At 42.9% G+C, this 19,641-nt stretch carries 14 protein-coding genes; all 14 read right to left on the reverse strand.

Features of this window, described 5'->3' with window-relative positions:
- Window positions 1-392 precede the first annotated feature (392 nt).
- Window positions 393-1,763, reverse strand: a complete 1,371-nt coding sequence (gene argH / locus BMW59_RS14590) for an argininosuccinate lyase (protein WP_093053757.1) — start codon at window positions 1,761-1,763, stop codon at window positions 393-395.
- Between the two features lie 192 nt (window positions 1,764-1,955).
- Complete coding sequence (locus BMW59_RS14595) at window positions 1,956-3,179, reverse strand: argininosuccinate synthase (protein WP_093053759.1); 1,224 nt, start codon at window positions 3,177-3,179, stop codon at window positions 1,956-1,958.
- 72 nt (window positions 3,180-3,251) lie between these two features.
- A complete protein-coding gene (gene argF, locus BMW59_RS14600) occupies window positions 3,252-4,220 on the reverse strand; it encodes an ornithine carbamoyltransferase (protein ID WP_093053762.1) in 969 nt (322 codons plus the stop codon).
- 5 nt (window positions 4,221-4,225) lie between these two features.
- Window positions 4,226-7,459 (reverse strand): carbamoyl-phosphate synthase (glutamine-hydrolyzing) large subunit, encoded by a 3,234-nt coding sequence (gene carB, locus BMW59_RS14605; RefSeq protein WP_093053765.1) that lies wholly within the window; start codon window positions 7,457-7,459, stop codon window positions 4,226-4,228.
- Window positions 7,446-8,534 carry a carbamoyl phosphate synthase small subunit gene (locus BMW59_RS14610; RefSeq protein WP_093053768.1) on the reverse strand — a complete coding sequence of 363 codons (1,089 nt, stop codon included), beginning with the start codon at window positions 8,532-8,534 and terminating at the stop codon, window positions 7,446-7,448. The genes carB and BMW59_RS14610 overlap by 14 nt, the downstream gene beginning before the upstream one ends.
- Window positions 8,531-9,727 carry an acetylornithine transaminase gene (locus BMW59_RS14615; RefSeq protein ID WP_093053771.1) on the reverse strand — a complete coding sequence of 399 codons (1,197 nt, stop codon included), beginning with the start codon at window positions 9,725-9,727 and terminating at the stop codon, window positions 8,531-8,533. Before BMW59_RS14615 ends, BMW59_RS14610 begins: the two co-directional genes overlap by 4 nt.
- Window positions 9,720-10,520 (reverse strand): acetylglutamate kinase, encoded by an 801-nt coding sequence (gene argB / locus BMW59_RS14620; protein ID WP_093053774.1) that lies wholly within the window; start codon window positions 10,518-10,520, stop codon window positions 9,720-9,722. The genes BMW59_RS14615 and argB overlap by 8 nt, the downstream gene beginning before the upstream one ends.
- A 9-nt stretch (window positions 10,521-10,529) precedes the next feature.
- The gene (gene argJ, locus BMW59_RS14625; RefSeq protein WP_093053776.1) at window positions 10,530-11,756 is read right to left on the reverse strand and encodes a bifunctional glutamate N-acetyltransferase/amino-acid acetyltransferase ArgJ; all 1,227 of its coding nucleotides are present in this window, start codon (window positions 11,754-11,756) and stop codon (window positions 10,530-10,532) included.
- A gap of 19 nt (window positions 11,757-11,775) precedes the next feature.
- Window positions 11,776-12,825 (reverse strand): N-acetyl-gamma-glutamyl-phosphate reductase, encoded by a 1,050-nt coding sequence (gene argC / locus BMW59_RS14630; protein ID WP_245733126.1) that lies wholly within the window; start codon window positions 12,823-12,825, stop codon window positions 11,776-11,778.
- A 470-nt stretch (window positions 12,826-13,295) separates the two neighbouring features.
- Window positions 13,296-14,744, reverse strand: coding sequence for a cardiolipin synthase (gene cls / locus BMW59_RS14635; RefSeq protein ID WP_093053779.1), 1,449 nt, complete (start codon window positions 14,742-14,744; stop codon window positions 13,296-13,298).
- Window positions 14,745-14,811: 67 nt separating this feature from the next.
- Window positions 14,812-15,777, reverse strand: a complete 966-nt coding sequence (locus BMW59_RS14640; RefSeq protein ID WP_177174359.1) for a ring-cleaving dioxygenase — start codon at window positions 15,775-15,777, stop codon at window positions 14,812-14,814.
- A gap of 70 nt (window positions 15,778-15,847) precedes the next feature.
- Window positions 15,848-17,869: a prolyl oligopeptidase family serine peptidase gene (locus BMW59_RS14645; protein ID WP_093053782.1), complete on the reverse strand. Its 2,022-nt coding sequence runs from the start codon at window positions 17,867-17,869 to the stop codon at window positions 15,848-15,850.
- A gap of 51 nt (window positions 17,870-17,920) precedes the next feature.
- Window positions 17,921-18,892 (reverse strand): serine hydrolase domain-containing protein, encoded by a 972-nt coding sequence (locus BMW59_RS14650; protein WP_093053785.1) that lies wholly within the window; start codon window positions 18,890-18,892, stop codon window positions 17,921-17,923.
- A 93-nt stretch (window positions 18,893-18,985) separates the two neighbouring features.
- Window positions 18,986-19,513, reverse strand: coding sequence for a peptide-methionine (S)-S-oxide reductase MsrA (gene msrA, locus BMW59_RS14655; protein WP_093053788.1), 528 nt, complete (start codon window positions 19,511-19,513; stop codon window positions 18,986-18,988).
- Window positions 19,514-19,641: the final 128 nt, after the last annotated feature.

Here is a 19,641-nt window from a genome sequence, read left to right on the forward strand (position 1 = left end):
CGCAGATCCCCTTACACTCCACAGGCTTTTGGCACTTGCAAGGCGTGTTTAACAATAGATCCTCCAGTTCATTCAATTCCTCATCCGTTAGAGAGTAGAGACGGGCCTGAAGTTTCATAATTTGTATATATGAACCATTCTCCATATTCCCCACTCGCTTTAACGCGTTAATGTTAACTATTGTATCATAAACTATTTGAAAGAAAAGCTTATTATTAGAAAATTTAGTGATATTTTTTAATGTCCCTGAGGAACAGCCTGTTTCGTGTAATAAAGAGATTTTTTAGTATAGCCACGAAACCTGTGTATACATGGTAATCTGCAAGCTTTTATTCAGAAATGGCCTTTTCATAAAAAAGCCCTGTTGCAATAACAGAGCTTTTCCGGACCAGTTAAAGAGCTTTTTCAGCCAGCAGAATCTGCTCTTTTACCTGTTCCTGAGAGGTGCCGCCATAACTTTTCCTGTTAGCCACTACCTGTTCAGGCGCTAGAACCTCGTAAATATCCTCTTCAAACAGCCCGCTGAACTGTTTAAACTCATCAAGTGTTAAGTCGAGCAGATATTTACCATGATCAATGCCGTACAATACAATTTTTCCAATAATTTCGTGCGCCTCCCTGAAAGGAAGTCCTTTCGTTACCAGGTAATCGGCTATATCTGTTGCGTTCGAATAATCTTCGGATACCGCCTGTTTCATGTTTTCCTTTCTCACCATCATCGTGTCTATCATTGGAGCAAGCATTCCGAGAGAACCTTCCAGGGTTTCTACTGTATCAAACATGCCTTCTTTGTCTTCCTGCATATCTTTGTTATAGGCAAGAGGCAGGCCTTTCAATACAGTTAACAACCCGATCAGGTTTCCATACACTCTCCCGGTCTTTGCACGGAGAAGTTCAGGAACATCCGGATTTTTCTTTTGCGGCATAATGCTGGAACCTGTACAGAAAGAATCATCGAGCTCAATAAATTGGAATTCCTGACTGCTCCAGATCACCAGTTCTTCAGAAAGCCTGGAGATATGCATCATCATGATTGAAGCTGCTGACATAAATTCAAGTATGAAATCACGGTCACTGACAGCGTCCATGCTGTTCGGATACACATAATCAAAACCGAGCTCCTCTGCGACCTGATGACGGTCAAGAGGAAAAGTCGTTCCTGCCAGAGCGCCGGCTCCGAGCGGCGATCCGCTCACCCGTTTCAGGCTGTCCTGCAAACGTTCTTTGTCTCTTTGAAGCATCCAGAAATAAGCTAATAAATGATGGGCAAAAGAAACAGGCTGGGCGCGCTGCAAGTGAGTGTAACCAGGCAGAATCGTTTCTACATGGTCTTTCGCCTGGTTTAAAACAGCTGTCTGTACCGCTTTGATATGTTCAATAATCTGCTCAGTATGGTTTTTTAAATATAGATGCATATCTGTAGCAACCTGGTCATTCCGGCTGCGCCCTGTATGAAGTTTCCCACCCAAAGGGCCTATTTCATCAATGAGGAATTTTTCAATATTCATATGTATGTCTTCATTTTCGACTGAAAAAGCAAGCTCGCCTTTTTTAATTTTCTGAAGAACACTTTTAAGACCTGCTTCTATTTTTTCAGCTTCTTCCTCTGACAAAATGCCGGTTGAAGCCAGCATATGAACGTGAGCGATACTTCCCTGAATATCCTCATCCGCAAGTTTCTGATCAAATGAGATTGACGCTGTTTCTTCCTCTACTAATTTATTTGTTTCTTTTGTAAATCTGCCGCCCCAAAGCTTCGACATAACTTAGACCTCCCTATTAATTATAGCTCTGTTGAAGAAAAGTATTGATGCCGGCTCCCAGTTCGCCGACTGAATAATTTATAATCTTTAATATACACAGGAATCTTTAAATTAGCCACCCTTAAAAACGTAACACCGTCAGCGCTCCGATTTTAATCAGAACGCCGACGGTGACTGATGCCTCTCAGTTTTCTACTTTTCAGTATTTGCAAGTTCCGGCTTTTTATTATTCACTTGTGAATATGTTTTTGTGGAAAGGCCCCATAATTTTATAAAACCAACAGCAGAGTAATGGTCAAAAGCATCCCCTTTTGAATAGGTGGCAAGCTCTTCATTATAAAGGCTGTTGTCTGACTGTCTCGCTATGACCATATGTGTTCCTTTCCAAAGCTTCACTTTTATTTTTCCGTTTACATTTTTCTGTGTTTCATTAATGAAGCCCTCGAGTGCATTTTTAAGCGGCGAATACCAGAGTCCATCATAGACAAGCTGGGTCATTTCCTGATCGATCTTTGTTTTATACTGGGTAACTTCTTTAGGTAACGTTAAAAACTCCAGTTCTTTATGGGCATTTATTAAAATAAGGGCGCCCGGGTTTTCATAGACTTCTCTTGCTTTAATTCCGACCAGTCTGTTTTCAATATGGTCGATTCGCCCTACCCCGTGTTTTCCGCCAATTTTATTTAACTGTTTAATAATCTCCACCATCGATAATTTTTCGCCGTTTAGAGCAACCGGTTTGCCTTCTTTAAATTCAATTTCTGCGTATTCAGGCTCATCAGGTGCATCTGCAATTGATGCCGTCCAGTCAAATGCTTCTTCAGGCGCCTCTTTCCAGGTATCTTCAAGAACTCCTGCTTCACAGGCACGTCCCCAAATATTTGCATCAATTGAATAAGGCTTTTCAAGATTTACAGGAACAGGAATGTTTTTCTGTTTCGCATATTCGATCTCTTCTTCACGGTTCATGCCCCATTCTCTAACAGGTGCAATGACTTCCAAATCCGGATTTAATGCCTGGATGGAGACTTCGAATCTCACCTGGTCATTTCCTTTTCCTGTACAACCGTGGGCTACGGCTACAGCGCCTTCCTTTTCCGCAACTTCAACAAGCAGTTTAGCAATTAACGGACGGGATAATGCTGACGATAACGGATATTTTCCTTCGTACATGCAATTTGCTTTTAATGCAGGAAGAAGATACTCTTCCGCCAACAGCTCCTTAGCGTCAATAATAACTGCTTTATCCGCACCAACTTCTAAAGCTTTAACTTTTAACGCGTCTAAATCTTTTCCTTCACCGATCTCCAGTCCAAGGGCAATCACATCATACCCGTACTGCTCTTGCAGCCATTTAATAGAAACGGAGGTATCAAGTCCTCCTGAATAGGCTAAAACAACTTTCCCTTTACTCATTTGATAATCGCTCCTTGAAGTAGTATTTTTATCTATCCTAACGTATTTTTATGCATATGTCTACAAAAAAATTTATTTTTTCATGATTTTTTTTAATAATGCTTTCTGTGCGTGAAGTCTGTTTTCAGCTTCATCAAATACGGCCGAGTGCGGTCCGTCAATAATTTCAGCCGTTACTTCTTCTTCCCTGTGGGCAGGCAGACAGTGCAGAAATAAATAATCACTTTTTGCATGCTCTGCAAGTTTGCTGTTGACTTGGTACGGTTTAAAAGCTGTCAGACGTTCGTTTGTTTCGTCTTCCATTCCCATACTGGTCCACACATCAGTCACAATAATATCTGCATCTTTTACCGCTTCGTGAGGATCGGTGGAAAATGAAATGTCAGCCCCTTTTTTACTTGCTTTTATAGAAGCTTCCTTGAAAATACCAGGGTCAGGCTGATAGCCTTCCGGGCTGGAAACCGTCATATTCATTCCTGTCAGAGCGGCTCCCTGAAGAAGCGAGTGGGTCATATTGTTGTTGCCGTCTCCTATATAACAGAGCTTTAAGCCTTCAAAAGTGCCTTTATATTCATATATAGTCATTAAATCGGCAAGTACCTGGGTTGGATGATGGGGATCTGTCAGCCCGTTAATGACCGGGACAGTCGCGTGACGGGCAAATTCCTCTATCGTTTCATGGTCAAAGGTCCGGATCATTAACCCGTCTACATATCTGGAAAGTACCTTTGCCGTATCAGACACAGGTTCACCACGGCCGAGCTGTATATCTTTTGAGCTGAGAAACAGGGCATGCCCGCCAAGCTGGAGCATTCCTGTTTCAAAAGACACTCTGGTTCTCGTAGACGATTTTTCAAAAATCATTCCCAGCGTTTTGCCTTGCAAATGGGGATGAGGAATTCCTTCTTTTAACTCCTGTTTAAGCACAATCGCTTCTTGAATCAGGTCAGTCAGTTCTGTTTCAGTTAAGTCGTTTATCGTTAATAAATGGTCTGTTGTCAGCTGTCCGTTCGTTTCATTTACGTCCTTTACAGTTTCCATTTTTCTCACACCTTTTCTTTTATTTTTTCTTTACTAAGCAAATCCTGTAAGGCTTCAGGTTCATAGCTTTCGGGCTCGCCTTTTAACCAGTCGACCAGGGTATCAAGTGTTTCCAGACTTGTGTAATAAGGAACCTGGTATTTTACTGATAATTCCCTGATGAAAAAACCGATCTTTTCTTTTTCACGCCCTTGATTAGGAATATTAAGGACCAGTTGAGGTGCCGACTCTTTCCAATGGGCAAGTATATCCGTTTTATTTTTCACGATGGACGCTGCATGAATCCCTTCGCCTTCTAAAAACCGGGCGGTTCCTTCAGTTGCTGTAATCTCCGCTCCAATCCCTTCTAACTTTTGGATCAGGCTGACACTCGCTTTTTTCATCCGGTCAGAAACAGAGACGAAGCATTGAATACGGCCTTCCTGTGCGGCCCCATCAGTGTAACTTGCAACTTTTTTCAAGGCTTCATTCTTTGTTTTCCCAAGCCCGATAATTTCGCCAGTAGATTTCATCTCAGGGCCGAGTACGTGATCCACGCCTTTTAATTTACTTGCAGAGAAAACCGGTGCTTTCACTGTAAAGTAGGAAGGTTCTTTCAATAATCCTGCAGTTTCCGCAGTTGAAGCTAATAATTTTCCGAGCTGTACTTCCACTGCACTCTGAATCATTGGGAAGCCAGTGACTTTGCTCATAATAGGAACTGTCCGTGAGGATCTCGGATTGACTTCAAGAACGTAAACTGTTCCCTCATAAATGACGAATTGAATATTCATCATTCCGATTACAGGCGTTGTTACAGCTATTTGAGAAGCAATTTCAACGATCGACTGCTTTTCTGTCTCTGTAAGTGTCACAGGCGGAAAGACCGTCATACTGTCGCCTGAATGGACGCCTGCTTTCTCCAGATGTTCAAAAATACCTGGAATAATAATATTTTCACCGTCGGATATGACATCCACTTCACATTCCAGACCGGGTACATACTGATCTATTAATAAAGGCCAGCAGCGGTTGTTTGTTTCTTCCTGAATTCGCTCTACATACTGGGCGAGCTCTATTTCGTTATAGCAGATAAACATGGACTGGCCGCCAATCACGTATGACGGTCTGATCAGAACCGGATAGCCCAGTTTTTCGGCCGTCTTAGTCAAGTCAGCAGGCGCATGTGCGCTGTTCCCCGCGATATGCGGAATATCCAGGCTGTTCAGCAGCTCATAAAACTGTCCCCTGTCTTCAAGGCGGTCAATATTTTCAGGTGAAGTTCCGTAAATTTTGATCCCTTCTTCCTGAAGATCGTTTGCCAGATTAATGGCTGTCTGGCCTCCGAACTGGATTAACACGCCCTCTACTTTTTCTTTGCGGATAACAGCTAACACATCTTCAAGAGCAAGCGGCTCAAAATAAAGCCTGTCGGCGACGGAATAATCAGTGCTCACTGTTTCTGGATTATTATTTATGACTACCGCTTCGTATCCGAGCTTTTTAACTGCAAGCGCTGCGTGCACAGAACAATAATCAAATTCCACGCCCTGCCCGATCCGGATAGGACCTGAACCGAGAACCAGTATTTTTTTGCGGGCTTCGGAGACGGCCACTTCATCTTCCCCATGCCACGTGGAATAAAAATATGGCGTGACAGCGTCAAATTCCCCTGCACAAGTATCCACAAGCTTGTATGAAGGGTGTATGTTTATGCGTTCATATTCGCTTCTGAGAGTCGATGAATTCGTCCCTGTAAGTTCGGCTATCCGGCTGTCACTTATATTTAACCTCTTGGCTTTTAAAAGAAGCTCTTTTGTTAAACCTGACCATCCGGCGTTTTTTAAATGTCGTTCACATACTATGATTTTTTCTATCTTTCTTAAAAACCAGTAATCAATTTCAGTTAAACTCATGATCTCTTCAATTGTATACTTTCTCGTGAATGCTTCTGCAATCGCGAAGAGCCTCAGGTCGTTCGGGTTTGTAAGAAGCCCGTTAATTTCTTCGTTTGATTTCTTTTTAAACGACGGCCATACAAGGCTGTGAACATTAAGTTCAAGAGACCGGACTGCTTTATTTAATGCCCCTTCAAATGTCCTGTCTATTGACATTACTTCACCGGTTGCTTTCATCTGCGTGCCAAGCGAACGATCCGCCTCAGAAAACTTATCAAATGGAAAGCGCGGAAGTTTAACAACGACATAGTCTAAAGCAGGTTCAAAAGAAGCAAATGTATTACCGGTAATCGGATTTAAAATTTCATCGAGCGGCTGCCCGATCGCACACTTGGCAGCCATTCTGGCAATCGGATAGCCGGTCGCTTTTGAAGCGAGTGCCGACGACCTGCTCACTCGGGGATTAACTTCAATAATGGCGTATTCATCTGATTCAGGATTTAAAGCAAATTGAATATTGCAGCCTCCTACCACATCAAGGGCACGAATAACTTTTAAAGAAGCTGAACGCAGCATTTGATACTGGTTGTCCGATAAAGTCTGGGAAGGTGCAACTACTATAGAATCACCGGTATGAACACCTACAGGATCCATGTTTTCCATATTGCAGACTATAACACATGTATCATTAGCGTCTCTCATGACCTCATACTCTATTTCTTTCCAGCCTTTTATACTTCTCTCGACAAGAACCTGGCTGATCGGACTTAACTTTAATCCCTGTCTCAAAATGGAATGGAACTCTTCATCATTATAGGCAAAGCCTCCGCCCCCGCCCCCTAACGTATAAGCAGGACGAAGGATTACCGGGTAACCTATTTCTTTAATAAATGAAAAGCCTTCATCAATGGTTTCAACAATTTGCGATTCTGAGACAGGTTCTCCGATGTCCAGCATGAGCTCGCGGAATAACTCCCTGTCTTCACCCTTTTGTATAGAGGATACAGACGTCCCCAAAATGGATACGCCGTACTTTTCTAGCACGCCTTGTTGGGCTAAATTAACAGTTAAATTCAAGCCGGTCTGACCGCCGAGGCTCCCGATCACCCCATCAGGCTTCTCCTTGGAAATAATGTTTTCAAGAGAGTTAACGGTTAACGGTTCCATATATACTTTATCTGCAATCGTATCATCCGTCATAATTGTAGCCGGGTTGTTGTTGACTAAGATAACTTCTATTCCTTCTTCTTTAAGTGCCAGGCAGGCCTGAGTGCCTGCATAATCAAATTCAGCTGCCTGTCCAATGACTATCGGGCCTGAGCCGATGACCAGCACTTTTTGCAATTTGTCAGACTTCCACATATGCTTTCCCTCCTGCTGCCTGCACTTGGCTGATAAATTCCTTAAAGATATATTCCGTGTCGCTTGGTCCCGGGTGGGCTTCGGGATGAAACTGTACAGACTGTACAGGAAGCGTTCGATGCTGCATTCCCTCAAGAGACTTATCGTTGACATTCCTGAACAGCACGTCAAACTGTTCCTGATCGAGACTTTGTTCTATGACGGCATAGCCGTGGTTTTGAGAGGTCATTTTAACTTTCCCGGTGACAAGATCTTTTACAGGATGGTTGCCTCCCCGATGGCCGAACGGCATTTTAACTGTTTCGGCCCCGTAAGCGAGAGCGATCAGCTGGTGGCCGAGACAGATTCCCAGGGTCGGATAAGCTTCTGTAATCTTTTTTACAGTTGGAAAGTATGGCGTAAGCTCTGCCGGGTCTCCGGGACCGTTACTGATGAGTACACCATCGGGATTCAATTCCTGGATTTCCTGAAATGGCGTATCAAAAGGAGCAATTGTTACCTTGCAATTTTCTTTGAGCAGCGCTTTAAGGATTGATTTTTTATACCCGAAATCGAGAAGCACCACATGCGGCCCGCTGTTAGGGAAATAATGATAATTTTCTACTGCGACGCTTTTAACTAATTCCCCTTTTGTTTTTATCCCCCACGAATGGAGGGAACTTTGGCGTCCCGGTGACTTAACCAGTTTTCCTCTGACCGTCTGGTGTTTTCTTATGGCAGAGACTAAAGAGCGGGTATCCACATCTTTCAGTCCGGGAATACCCATCCCTTCAATCTGCTCTGAAAAAGTTGCTGTTGACTGGTAATGGCTCGGCTCATCACACAAATCATTCAGGATAACAGCTGACACAGAAATTTTTCCACTTTCATCGTCCGTGTCATTTATACCGTAACTTCCTATGATCGGATAACAGAAAGTAAGGATTTGCCCGGCATACGAAGGATCTGTCATCATCTCCTGGTAACCGGTCATACTGGTGTTGAATACGACTTCACCTGCTGTTTCCTGTTTTGAACCAATCCATTCACCTTCAAATATTTCTCCTGTCTCAAGAATGAGATAACCCTTAGTCATGATGCATCCTCCTGCTCATTCAGTACATCTTTTAATAGTGATAAGAAATGATTAATTTCATCTTCGGTTGTATTTAAAGGAGGGAGTACACGAAGGACAGCCGGTCCTGCAATAAGACTGAGAATCCCTTTTCCATGCAGGGCTTTAACAATATGTTTGGCATCCCCGTTCAGCTCCACCCCGACAAGGAAACCCTTTCCCCTTACTTCTTTGACTAAAGAATACTGGGTCTCCAGTTTCTTTAATTCATCAAATAAATAATGACTCTGTTTTTCTGCTTTTTTTAGAAAGTCTGATTTTTCTACTGTTTCAATAGTTGCCAATGCAGCGGTCATGGCGAGCGGATTCCCTCCGAAGGTACTTCCGTGAGTCCCAGGCTTAAATGACTGTCCAACAGACTCTTTTGCGAGCATTGCACCGACGGGAATACCGGATCCCAGGCCTTTAGCAAGTGTCATGACATCCGGTTTAATACCGAACTGTTCATAAGCAAAGAGTGTACCAGTCCTACCTATTCCTGTCTGTACTTCATCTATAATAAGAAGAATGTCTTTTTCTTTACAGATCTTGGATAGCTGCTTAACCCAGCTGACATCTGCCGGCCGGACGCCGCCTTCCCCCTGAACCAGTTCGAGCATGACCGCACACGTTTTTTGTTCATCAAGAGTCAGTAAGGCTTCCTGATCATTAAAAGGGAGATAGGAAAAACCCGGTGTTAAAGGGGTGAACCCTTCATGAATTTTTTGCTGGGCTGTGGCTGCCATGGTCGTTCCTGTCCTGCCGTGAAATGAATCCGTAAAGGTTACAATGTCTGTTTTATTAGTGTATCCCTGGTCTTTAGCGTATTTTTTGGCCAGTTTAACAGCTGCTTCATTTGCTTCAGCTCCACTGTTGCAAAAGAATACTTGATCGTGGCAGCTGAGGGATGTCAGTTTTTCTGCCAGCTCATTTTGGGAAGGAATATGGTATAAGTTGGAACAATGCCATAAATGGTCCAGCTGATTTTTCAGTTTTTCTGAAACAGCTTCTGGTATATGGCCAAGGTTACAAGTAGCTATGCCGGACGTATAATCGAGATATTTATTACCTTGCTCATCCCATACATAGCTGCCTTTTCCTTTTACAAGCGTGATCGGAAAACGTCCGTATGTTTCCATCACAGGGGATATTTTCTGTGCCGATAAATCAAGCATGGTGCACCTCCTCCATTACAATTTTCGTTCCTGCCTTTTCTCCTTTTAAATACGTAACGATATCCTGAGGGTTTAACCCGTTAAGGATAACAGGCGCTTCGACTCCTTCCTCGAGTGCGTTCAAAGCTGACAGGACTTTAGGGATCATCCCTCCATGTATAACCCCTTCCTTAATCAGCTCATCTATTTGTCCTTTTGTTAAATAATCATATATTCGGCTATGGTCTCCCGGCTTCTCCATGACACCCGGGATATCACTGATAAACGCGATGCCCGCTTTTAGTTCTTTAGCTATAGCTGCGGCGGCCATATCTGCATTAATGTTGTATCTCTGCCCTTTCTCATCAATTCCAATAGGAGAGACGACAGGGATACCGCCGTTATCCATAATCAGTTCCAGCCATTTTTTATTTACCTGGACCACCTTGCCCACGTATCCCAGCTTTCCTTGCGGATCGGCAGGCTTTACTTTTAATACACTGCCGTCTACTCCGCTTAATCCGAACCCGGGTGCTCCAGCTTTTACAATCTCTGCTGTAAGATGTTTGTTAATCGTCCCGCTTAAAACCGATTCAGCTATTTCGAGGACTTCTTTTGTGGTTACTCTTAGCCCGTTTACAAATGACGAGTTGACTTCCCACTTATTTAACGCCTCGTTAATTCCCGGACCTCCACCATGTACGATGACCGGGTAACAGTCTCCTGATTTTTGAAGGTGGGAGATCGTTTTGAAAAACGGTTGTTCAAGCTGGTTAATAATACTTCCGCCTATTTTAATTACAATTATTTTCATGAAATCGCCTCACGTTCGGTAGGATGCGTTTATTTTGACGTAATCATATGTCAGGTCGCAGCCCCAGGCAGTTGCTTCAGCATGGCCGTCATTCAGATCAACTGTAAGTTTCACAGATGGCTGATCGAGATAGGTTTTTCCCTCTTGTTCATCAAAATCAACCGGCAGACCGTTTTTAACGACTGGAATCTCACCTAAAAATACATTCACTTTATCAGGATTAACCGGTTCCTCACTGTAACCGACGGCACAAATAATTCTGCCCCAGTTAGGGTCTGACCCGTAAACTGCTGATTTAACGAGGTTGGAAGATATAACTGCTTTGCCTACTTTTCGGCCTGCCTGTTCAGAGGAGGCCCCCTTAACCTTCACTTCTATAAGTTTTGTAGCTCCTTCACCGTCTTTCGCTATTTGTTTTGCCAATTCTTCGCTGACATAAGTGAGCGCATGAACAAATTTATCCCATTGCGGGTGATTTTCATTTAAAGGCTCGTTATTCTGCAGCCCGTTTGCCATAACAAGAACTGTATCGTTCGTGCTGCAATCTCCGTCGACAGTTATCATATTAAACGTTTTATCGGTTACGGCTCGGAGGGCATTTTGAAGGCTTCCCGGCTCCGCTTCAGCATCTGTCGTCATATAAGCGAGCATTGTCGCCATGTTCGGGTGGATCATTCCTGACCCTTTCGCTGCGCCTCCGATTGTAATCGTTTTTCCATCGATCTCCAGTTGGACCGCGATAGTTTTGGTAATCGTATCGGTTGTCAGTATCGCTTGCTCAAACCTTTCCGGAGCCTGGTTTTCCGGCTCATTCATGGCTTCTATTCCAGCCTCGATTTTTTCCATAGGAAGGGTAACGCCAATAAGCCCTGTAGATGCTACGGCAACGTGGTTTTGTTTAACATTCATTTTTGCAGCGGAGAGCTTCTGTGTTTCCTGTGCATCTTCAATACCCTGCGCTCCGGTGCAGGCGTTCGCAATGCCTGAATTTACAACAATTGTCTGTAATTTCTGATCAACTGCCAGACTTTCCTGTGTCACTTTCAATGGGGCTGCCTGAAAAGAATTCATTGTGTAAACTCCTGCCGCACAGGCAGGCACTTCAGAATGAAGCCACCCGAAATCCAGTTTCGATTTACGGAGGCCGCAATGCATTCCTCCTGCTGTGAATCCTTTTGGACTCGTCACATGCCCGTCTTTAAGAAGCTGGAATTCGCTTTTGGACTTAACTAACATCGTTTAATCTCCTTTCAGTTTATGGATATACTGGCACTTGTTTTAACCCTTTATCTGTCTGCCAGCCGTTCATAATATTCATATTTTGTATAGCCTGCCCAGATGCACCTTTAACGAGGTTATCTATTGCCGAAACGATTACAAGCTGATTCGTCCGGTCATCTGCATAAAGGCCGATATCACAGAAATTACTGCCGGATACTTCTTTAGTTGAAGGAAACGTTCCTTCAGGCCTGATTCTTACGAAAGGATCAGCTTCGTAATATTCCGAATATATTTCAATAGCCTCCTTGGTGTTAAGCTGCGTGGCCAGTTTTCCGTACATAGTGCATAAGAGGCCTCTCGTCATTGGAAGCAGGTGAGTCGTCATATTTATGCAAACCGGCTTGCCTGCTTCTTTCCCTAAGTATTGTTCTATCTCGGGAATATGCTGGTGCCTGCCAATTTTATAAGGTTTCACATTTTCGTTCGTTTCAGAGAAATGGGTCATAGGAGACATCGTTCGCCCTGCCCCGGACACGCCTGTTTTTCCGTCAATAATAATAGACTCGTTATCTATTAACTTATGAGTAATAGCTGGCATGAGCCCAAGCAGACTGGCTGTTGGGTAACACCCTGGGTTGGAACAGATTTTCGCTTTTTTAAGCTCGCTTTCATAGATTTCACTGAGTCCGTAGACAGCTTCATCTAAAATTTCCTGTGGTGCCGGTGTCTTCCCGTACCACTTTTCATAATTTTCTGGTTTTTCGAGGCGTAAATCTCCTGACAAGTCTATACATTGGACCGATGTTCCGGCTAATTGCGGAATATAATTTTTACTGACGCCTGGCGGGGTCGCAAAAAATATAATATCTACGTCGTTTACTAAACTTTCAGCTTCAAATGTCTCCATAGGCCCTTCCAGAAAGGAGGCCAGATGAGGGTATGTATTTTCCAGGTACTCCCCCTCCTGTGAATGGGAGATAATCTTTTTAATGGTTACTTCAGGGTGGTTTTGCAGGAGCCGTATTAATTCCAGAGCGCCGTAGCCGGTGCCCCCGATAATTGCTGCGTGTTTCAAGTACATCATCGTCCTTTCCCGTCAAAGTTGAATTAATTAATTATTATACTTACAGGTACATATATATGCAACATTTTTATTAAAAATAATTTATTTTTATACAATAATTAATGTGGATCCTTTATAAATTCTACGTTCTTGCTTTATATAAATGCATAAAAAAACAGGCGCTATGTATGCGCCTGTCAGTTTGTCGAAGAACCCACATTTTATAAAAGTGCGGGTTTCTTTTTTACTTACTTTAATGAAAAGTAAATTTGAACTGTGATTGAAGAATGAAAGGTGGCGACTCCAGCGGGAACAGCAATAGGTGAAAATCCCCGAGAGTGATTTTCTCTCGGGAGCTGAAGCATTGCCCGCGGAAAGCGTTCACCTGAAGTGATGAAATCACTCGTTATATACTTAGCTATTAAAAAAGTGGTTTAATTTTCAAAGTATCCCCGCCTCATTCACCGGCGGGCAGCCTTATGAATAAGCCGTTACAGAATAGGGGATAAAAGCCGTGAGATTGATTCTTTAAAACGTATCCAGCGTGGCCGTTTGTTGTAAAGTTCTTCTGTTAATTTAGTAGATTCCATCATATCTTTTTCGAATGCCTGTGCTAATTCTTCTGACGTCTCTTTATGATAAATAAACGCGTTAACTTCAAAATTAAGTTTAAAACTTCTCATGTCGATATTTGCAGTTCCAACGGTATTCATCTTCCGGTCTATAACAATTGATTTGGAATGAATAAACCCATTTTCATAAATATAAACATTTGCCCCCGACTTCAAGAGCAGTCCAATATAAGAGTAAGTCGCCCAATAAATAAATGGGTGGTCAGGCTTGTTCGGGATCATCAATCTGACATCCACCCCGCTGAGAGAGGCTACTCTCAAAGCGTCAAGAAGACTTTGGTCTGGAATAAAATAAGGGGTCTGTATATATACAGATTCTTTAGCACTCATAATCATTTTCATATATCCGTTTTTAATTTGTTCCCATTCAGACTCAGGTCCGCTCGATACTATTTGGACGGTCGCGTTCCCTTCGTTTGATTTCATAGGAAAATACCTTGGCTCGTAATCAATGGAAAAATGTTTCGAAGCCTGGTTCCAGTCCAGAATGAACCTCGTCTGCATAGGGTCCACAGCATTGCCTTTGATACGTAAATGCGTGTCACGCCAGTAGCCAAAAGTCTTGTCTTTACCCAAATACTCGTTTCCTGCGTTAAACCCTCCGACGTAGCCAATTTGTCCATCGATAATGGTCAGTTTCCGGTGGTTACGGTAGTTAAGGCGCATATTAATCAGAGGAAACTTCGATGGGAAGAAGACCCCCACTTCTCCTCCGGCTTTAGTCAAAGAGCTGAAATGCTTTCTCTTCAGTTTTCGGGATCCCAGCTCATCGTATAGAACCCTTACCTTAACTCCTTCTTCAGCTTTCTTTGTTAACTCTTCAATTATTTTTTTGCCGAGAGAATCATATCTGAAAATATAATATTGGATATGGATATGATCTTTCGCTTTTTGAATATCTTCAAAAAGCTGGTTAAACTTCTCTTCTCCGTCGGTTAACACCTGAATCTGATTATCCTTTGTCAGGATGGCGTCATTATTTATAAGATGCATATAAATTAAATCCCGGTACTCGTCTACATCTTCATCGTGGAAGGAAAACTCGGGATTACGGATCTGATCCATCTGCTTCGAGATGATATCCACGATGCCGATCTGCCTGAACCGTTCCCAGTCAAAGAGACGGCGTCGTGTAAGGTTTTGCCCTAAGAATAAATAAATGACAAATCCGATAAAAGGAATGAAAAAAAGGATCATAACCCAAGCCCATGTAGCGGACGCATCTTTTCGTTCAATAAATATGATAATTCCTGCAAATAGAATATTAAATAAAAATAAGACCACTAGGAAAATTGATAGAATATCCATAATGCCTCCTTTGATTAACTGCCACTTTTTGTATTCTATCTCATTTTCCCGCAGTCTGTATAGACGTTTACCGTTTTGTCGCTAAAGGTTTTAATTTAGCCTCAATTTCTTCCCGTCTGTTTTCGATATAAGGGGGTAAAGACAGTTTTTCACCAAGCGCTTCAAATGGCTCATCTTTTTCAAAACCCGGACCGTCAGTTGCAAGTTCAAACAGAATGCCGTTTGGTTCACGGAAATATAATGAGCGGAAATAATACCTTTCAACTAATCCTGAATTGGCAAATCCCCGTGACTGAATATATGTGACCCACTTTTGAAGTTCCTCTTCATTTTCAACCCGGAAAGCCACATGATGGACACTTCCACGTCCCGGACGTTCCGCAGAGAGGCTGTTATTTTCCACCACATGGACTTCTGCTCCTGAACCGCCTTTTCCAGTAGAAAATACAGTGACTTCCTGGCTGTTAAGTTTATATTTCCCTTGCTGTGAGAATCCCATGACCTCTGTTAACACATAATGGGTTTTTTCAGGCCTCGGCACTGTTAATTGAATCGGCCCAAGCCCAATAATCCCCCGGTTTTGAGGGACGGGGCTTTTTTCCCACGGCCTCCCTCCTTCTACACCGGTGTTTGTTTCATCCGATACGATCTGAAGCCTCTGCCCCTCAAAGTCTCTGAAGCTGATGGCCTTCCTTCCATTCACTGTATTGATTCCTTCGTGGGCTACTTTAAATTCATCAAACCTTTCTAACCAGTAAGGCAAGGCCTCATCATCAGGAATACGCAGAGCTGTTTGGCTGATACTGTGTGTCCCTTCATACGTTCGGCCGGCCTGGGGAATTTCAAAAAAGGTTAATTCTGTCCCGGGATTGCCTCTCTCATCTGCGTAAAATAAATGGTACATACTTGTTTCATCCTGGTTAACCGTCTTTTTCACGAGTCTCATCCCCAGAATCTCCGTATAAAAAAACAAATTTTCCTGCGCGTCTGCAGTCAGCGCTGACACATGGTGAAGACCTTTAAGTTCTTTCAAATGCGCTGCCTCCTCTTTAAGAAAGTTACGTCATATTCAATTGGCAGATAAATATATATCCCGTTAATTCTTAATCAAGTTCTTTATTTAGGAAGGTGTAAAAATCTGCCCACTCTTCAATTTGTTTAGATGTTGGCTTACCTAGGCCATGACCTGCTTTGGACTCAAGTCTCAGCACCACCTTAGACTCTGAAGAAGCTTTATCTTTTAAAGCGGCAGCAAATTTTTTGGCATGGGCCGGCACCACCCTGTCATCACTCTCAGCCGTGGCTAAAAGCACAGGAGGATAAGCCTCTCCTTCTACGAGGTTATGAAGGGGTGAATAGCGGTACAGAAAAGAAAATTGTTCATCCTTTTCGGGATCGCCATACTCAGGCATCCAATAACGCCCTATTGTAAATTTATGATACCTGAGCATATCAATTACCGGGACACGGCAAATAACAGCACCGAACAGATCCGGTCTTTGAACCATGCTTGCTGCAGTAAGGAGGCCGCCATTTGATGCACCCATAATAGCCAATTTTTCCGGTTTCGTATAATTTTCGTTTATAAGCCATTCAGCTGCTGCAATAAAATCATCAAATACATTTTGTTTTTTCTCCAGCATTCCTGCTTTATGCCACTCTTCACCGTATTCACCGCCGCCGCGGAGATTAGCGACTGCATAAATCCCCCCCTGTTCAAGCCAGCGGACGATCCCCGGATTGAATGAAGGCGTAACAGAAATATTGAAGCCCCCGTAACCGTATAAAAGCACGCGGTTTTGCCCTGTTAACATGAGATCTTTTTTATGAGTTAAAAACATGGATATTTCCGTTCCATCTTTCGATTTGTAAAATACCTGTTCCGTTTTATAATCCTCAGCTGGAAAAGAAGGTTCTGAACGCGCCCATTCCTGAAGATTTTCGGTTTCCATATCGTACACATAAATGATCCCCGGGTTAAGATAAGTCGTTATGCCAAAAAACAATTCCCTGTCGTCCTTCGACGCTGTTATATCTGTTAATGACCCTTGAGCGGGAAGTGGTATCGTACTCACGAATTGGCCATCCAGCCCGTAAACCGATATTTTGTGCACAGCTTTATCAAGATAGACGGCAACAAACTTGCCATTAGCAACCATAACCTTTTCTAACGTTTCTTCTTTCTCAGGAATAACTTCTTTCCAGTTTTCCCGCTCCGGTTTTTCGATATTCACTGAGATAATTCTGCCTTTCGGAGCGTGGAGATCCGTTTTAAAATACAGCGTACTATCTGAGTTCCCGATAAACGTATATTCTGCATCCTGCTGATCGAGGAGACGGATAAAAGGCGAATCCGGTTCATCAGCCGGCCTGCAGTAAAAACGGTTCTGGGAAGCCGTCCCTTCATTCACGGTAAGGCAAAGATACTTGTGGTCTTCGGTTAGAATTGGAGTAAATAACAGCTCCTTTTGTTGCGGCTGTTCATATATCAGATTATCTTTATTTTGAAATGAATGGAGTTCATGATAGTACACTTTATTAAAATTATTTTCATCTTTTTTCTCTACAGTCCCTTTTTCAGGAAAACGGCTGTAATAAAAGCCGCGGTTATCCGCATCCCAAGCAATCGATGTGAATTTAACCCAGTCAATTTTCTCCGGCAGATCCTGTCCTGTAGATAAATCTTTAATTCTTATCTGCTGCCAGTCGCTTCCGTGGACGGCGGTCGAATAAGCTAAATACCGTCCATCCCTGCTTACAGAAGTTTGAATTAAAGCGGTTGTTCCGTCTTCGCTTAACGTAACCGGATCCAGGATCAATTTTTGTGCAGCTTTCCACTTCATATACAAACAAGCCTGGTTTTGCAGCCCGTCATTAAACTGGTAGAACAATTTCCCGTTTACTTTTTCAGGCACGAAATACTTTTTATAATTCCATATCTGCTTTAATCTATTATATTCTCCATCTCTGTCATATCCTTCAGAAAAGTACTTATCGCTTAATTTCCGGTGTACGTGAGTCCACTCTTGAGTCTCCGGGTCTTCCTCGTCTTCCAGCCATCTGTAAGGGTCTTTCACTTCAGTACCAAAAAAGTTTTCTATCGTATCTAATCTTTTCCAGCTCATATACCAGCCCTCCATAGGAAAATAAAATGATGTCGGTAGTGATACAGACTGTTAAGTTATTTCCCCTGTAATGTACCTGACAAACCATTGATAAGGAAGAAGGCTCTCTTTTACTGTTAAATCAGCCGTAAAAACAGCTGCCAGATTCTGCTCAGGAACAATGAATATAAATTTACCGCCCCGTCCTGCCGCATAGTATAATGCCGGGTGTTTTCCGTTCGATCCTTCACTTACCCACCAGTGATACCCATAATACTGCTTAAATTTATCTGTTTTGGTATGCTTCTTAAGGGCTTGATTGATCCAGTCGGCGCCAATTACTTCTTTACCTTCCCATTTACCATTCTGTAAGATCATCACTGCATATTTCAGCAGATCCACTGGCGTTAAATAGAGACCGTAGCCTCCGAGAGAGACGCCGTCAGGGTCATCTTCCCACTCGTAGTCTTGTATTTGAAGCGGCTCAAATAAATATCTGGCAGCAAACTCCTTTGTTTTCATCCCGGTTACCTTTTGTACAACCGCGCTGAGCAAATGGGAATCTGAATTATTATAGGTCATTTTCTTGCCTGGACTGGATGCAGGAGGCTTTGACATAATGGCATGGATCCAGTCTGGAGACTGGCTGATCTCTTTCCACGATTTTAAGTCAAACCCTGAGGTCATGGTGAGTAACTGTTCCACACTCATTTGCAAAACCGTTTCATCTGTCTCTCCATTTGAAGACAGGATGTCGCCAATGGAAAGATCTAACGAACTCAGATAATTTTCCTCCAGTGCTTTACCTATTAATATAGAAAGGACTGATTTTGTCACAGAATTAATTTTGTGCGGAGTCGTCAGAAGCCCCTTATGTTGTTCATATGTATAGGCTAGTCCGTTATCTTTGTAGATGAGGCATGTTTCAATTTCCTTTCCGGCGAACTGCTTTTCCATTTCCATAAGTTTCTCTTTTTGAATTCCTGCTTCTTCGGTGGATATGGTCCCGAATGATTCGTAAGGTGTTCCTGTCACTGCTTTCACTCCTCAATCCTTCTAATTTGTTTTATCACAGACTGCTGGTTTAATATTTCCGCTCCTGTACATACGCCATTCCTTTAACATCAGAGCGAGGGTTTAAGTCCAGTATTGCTTAATAAAGTTTTCTCTTCCCGATTCTTGACGTTCCTGCTGATATTTAGCCGGATTCTTTTTATAGAACTTTTGATGATGCTCTTCTGCCGGATAAAAAGACGCAGCAGGCAAAATCTTTGTAACAAGCGGCTTGTTGAACCTGCCGCTTTCTTCAACCTTCCGGAGCGATTCTTCTGCTATTAATTTTTGTTCACTGTCATGGTAAAAAACTGCTGTTCTGTACTGGCTGCCGCGGTCAAAAAACTGGCCTCCGTCATCGGTAGGATCAATTTGAGGCCAGTAAAGATCCATCAGTTTTTCATAAGGAAATATTTCAGGGTCATATGTAATTTCTACCGCTTCATAATGGCCTGTTTCCCCTGTTTTCACTTGTTCATAGGAAGGCTGAGGTGTCTTTCCTCCTGTGTAGCCTGATACGACCCGCATGATCCCTGGCATTTCATCAAAAGGTTTAACCATACACCAAAAACACCCGCCTGCAAAAGTTGCTTTTTTATATTGGCTTTCCATTCATTCTGCCTCCTTTGTTTAATAGAACCTGTAAGAGTTTCCCACATTTATTTTAACACCGCTATGATCTCATTTCACATTTAACGGCCCGCTCCTTATCCTTTACAGTAAGCATTTGCCTTGAGTGA

This window comes from Salipaludibacillus aurantiacus (assembly GCF_900111295.1).
Taxonomy (GTDB): domain Bacteria; phylum Bacillota; class Bacilli; order Bacillales; family Salisediminibacteriaceae; genus Salipaludibacillus; species Salipaludibacillus aurantiacus.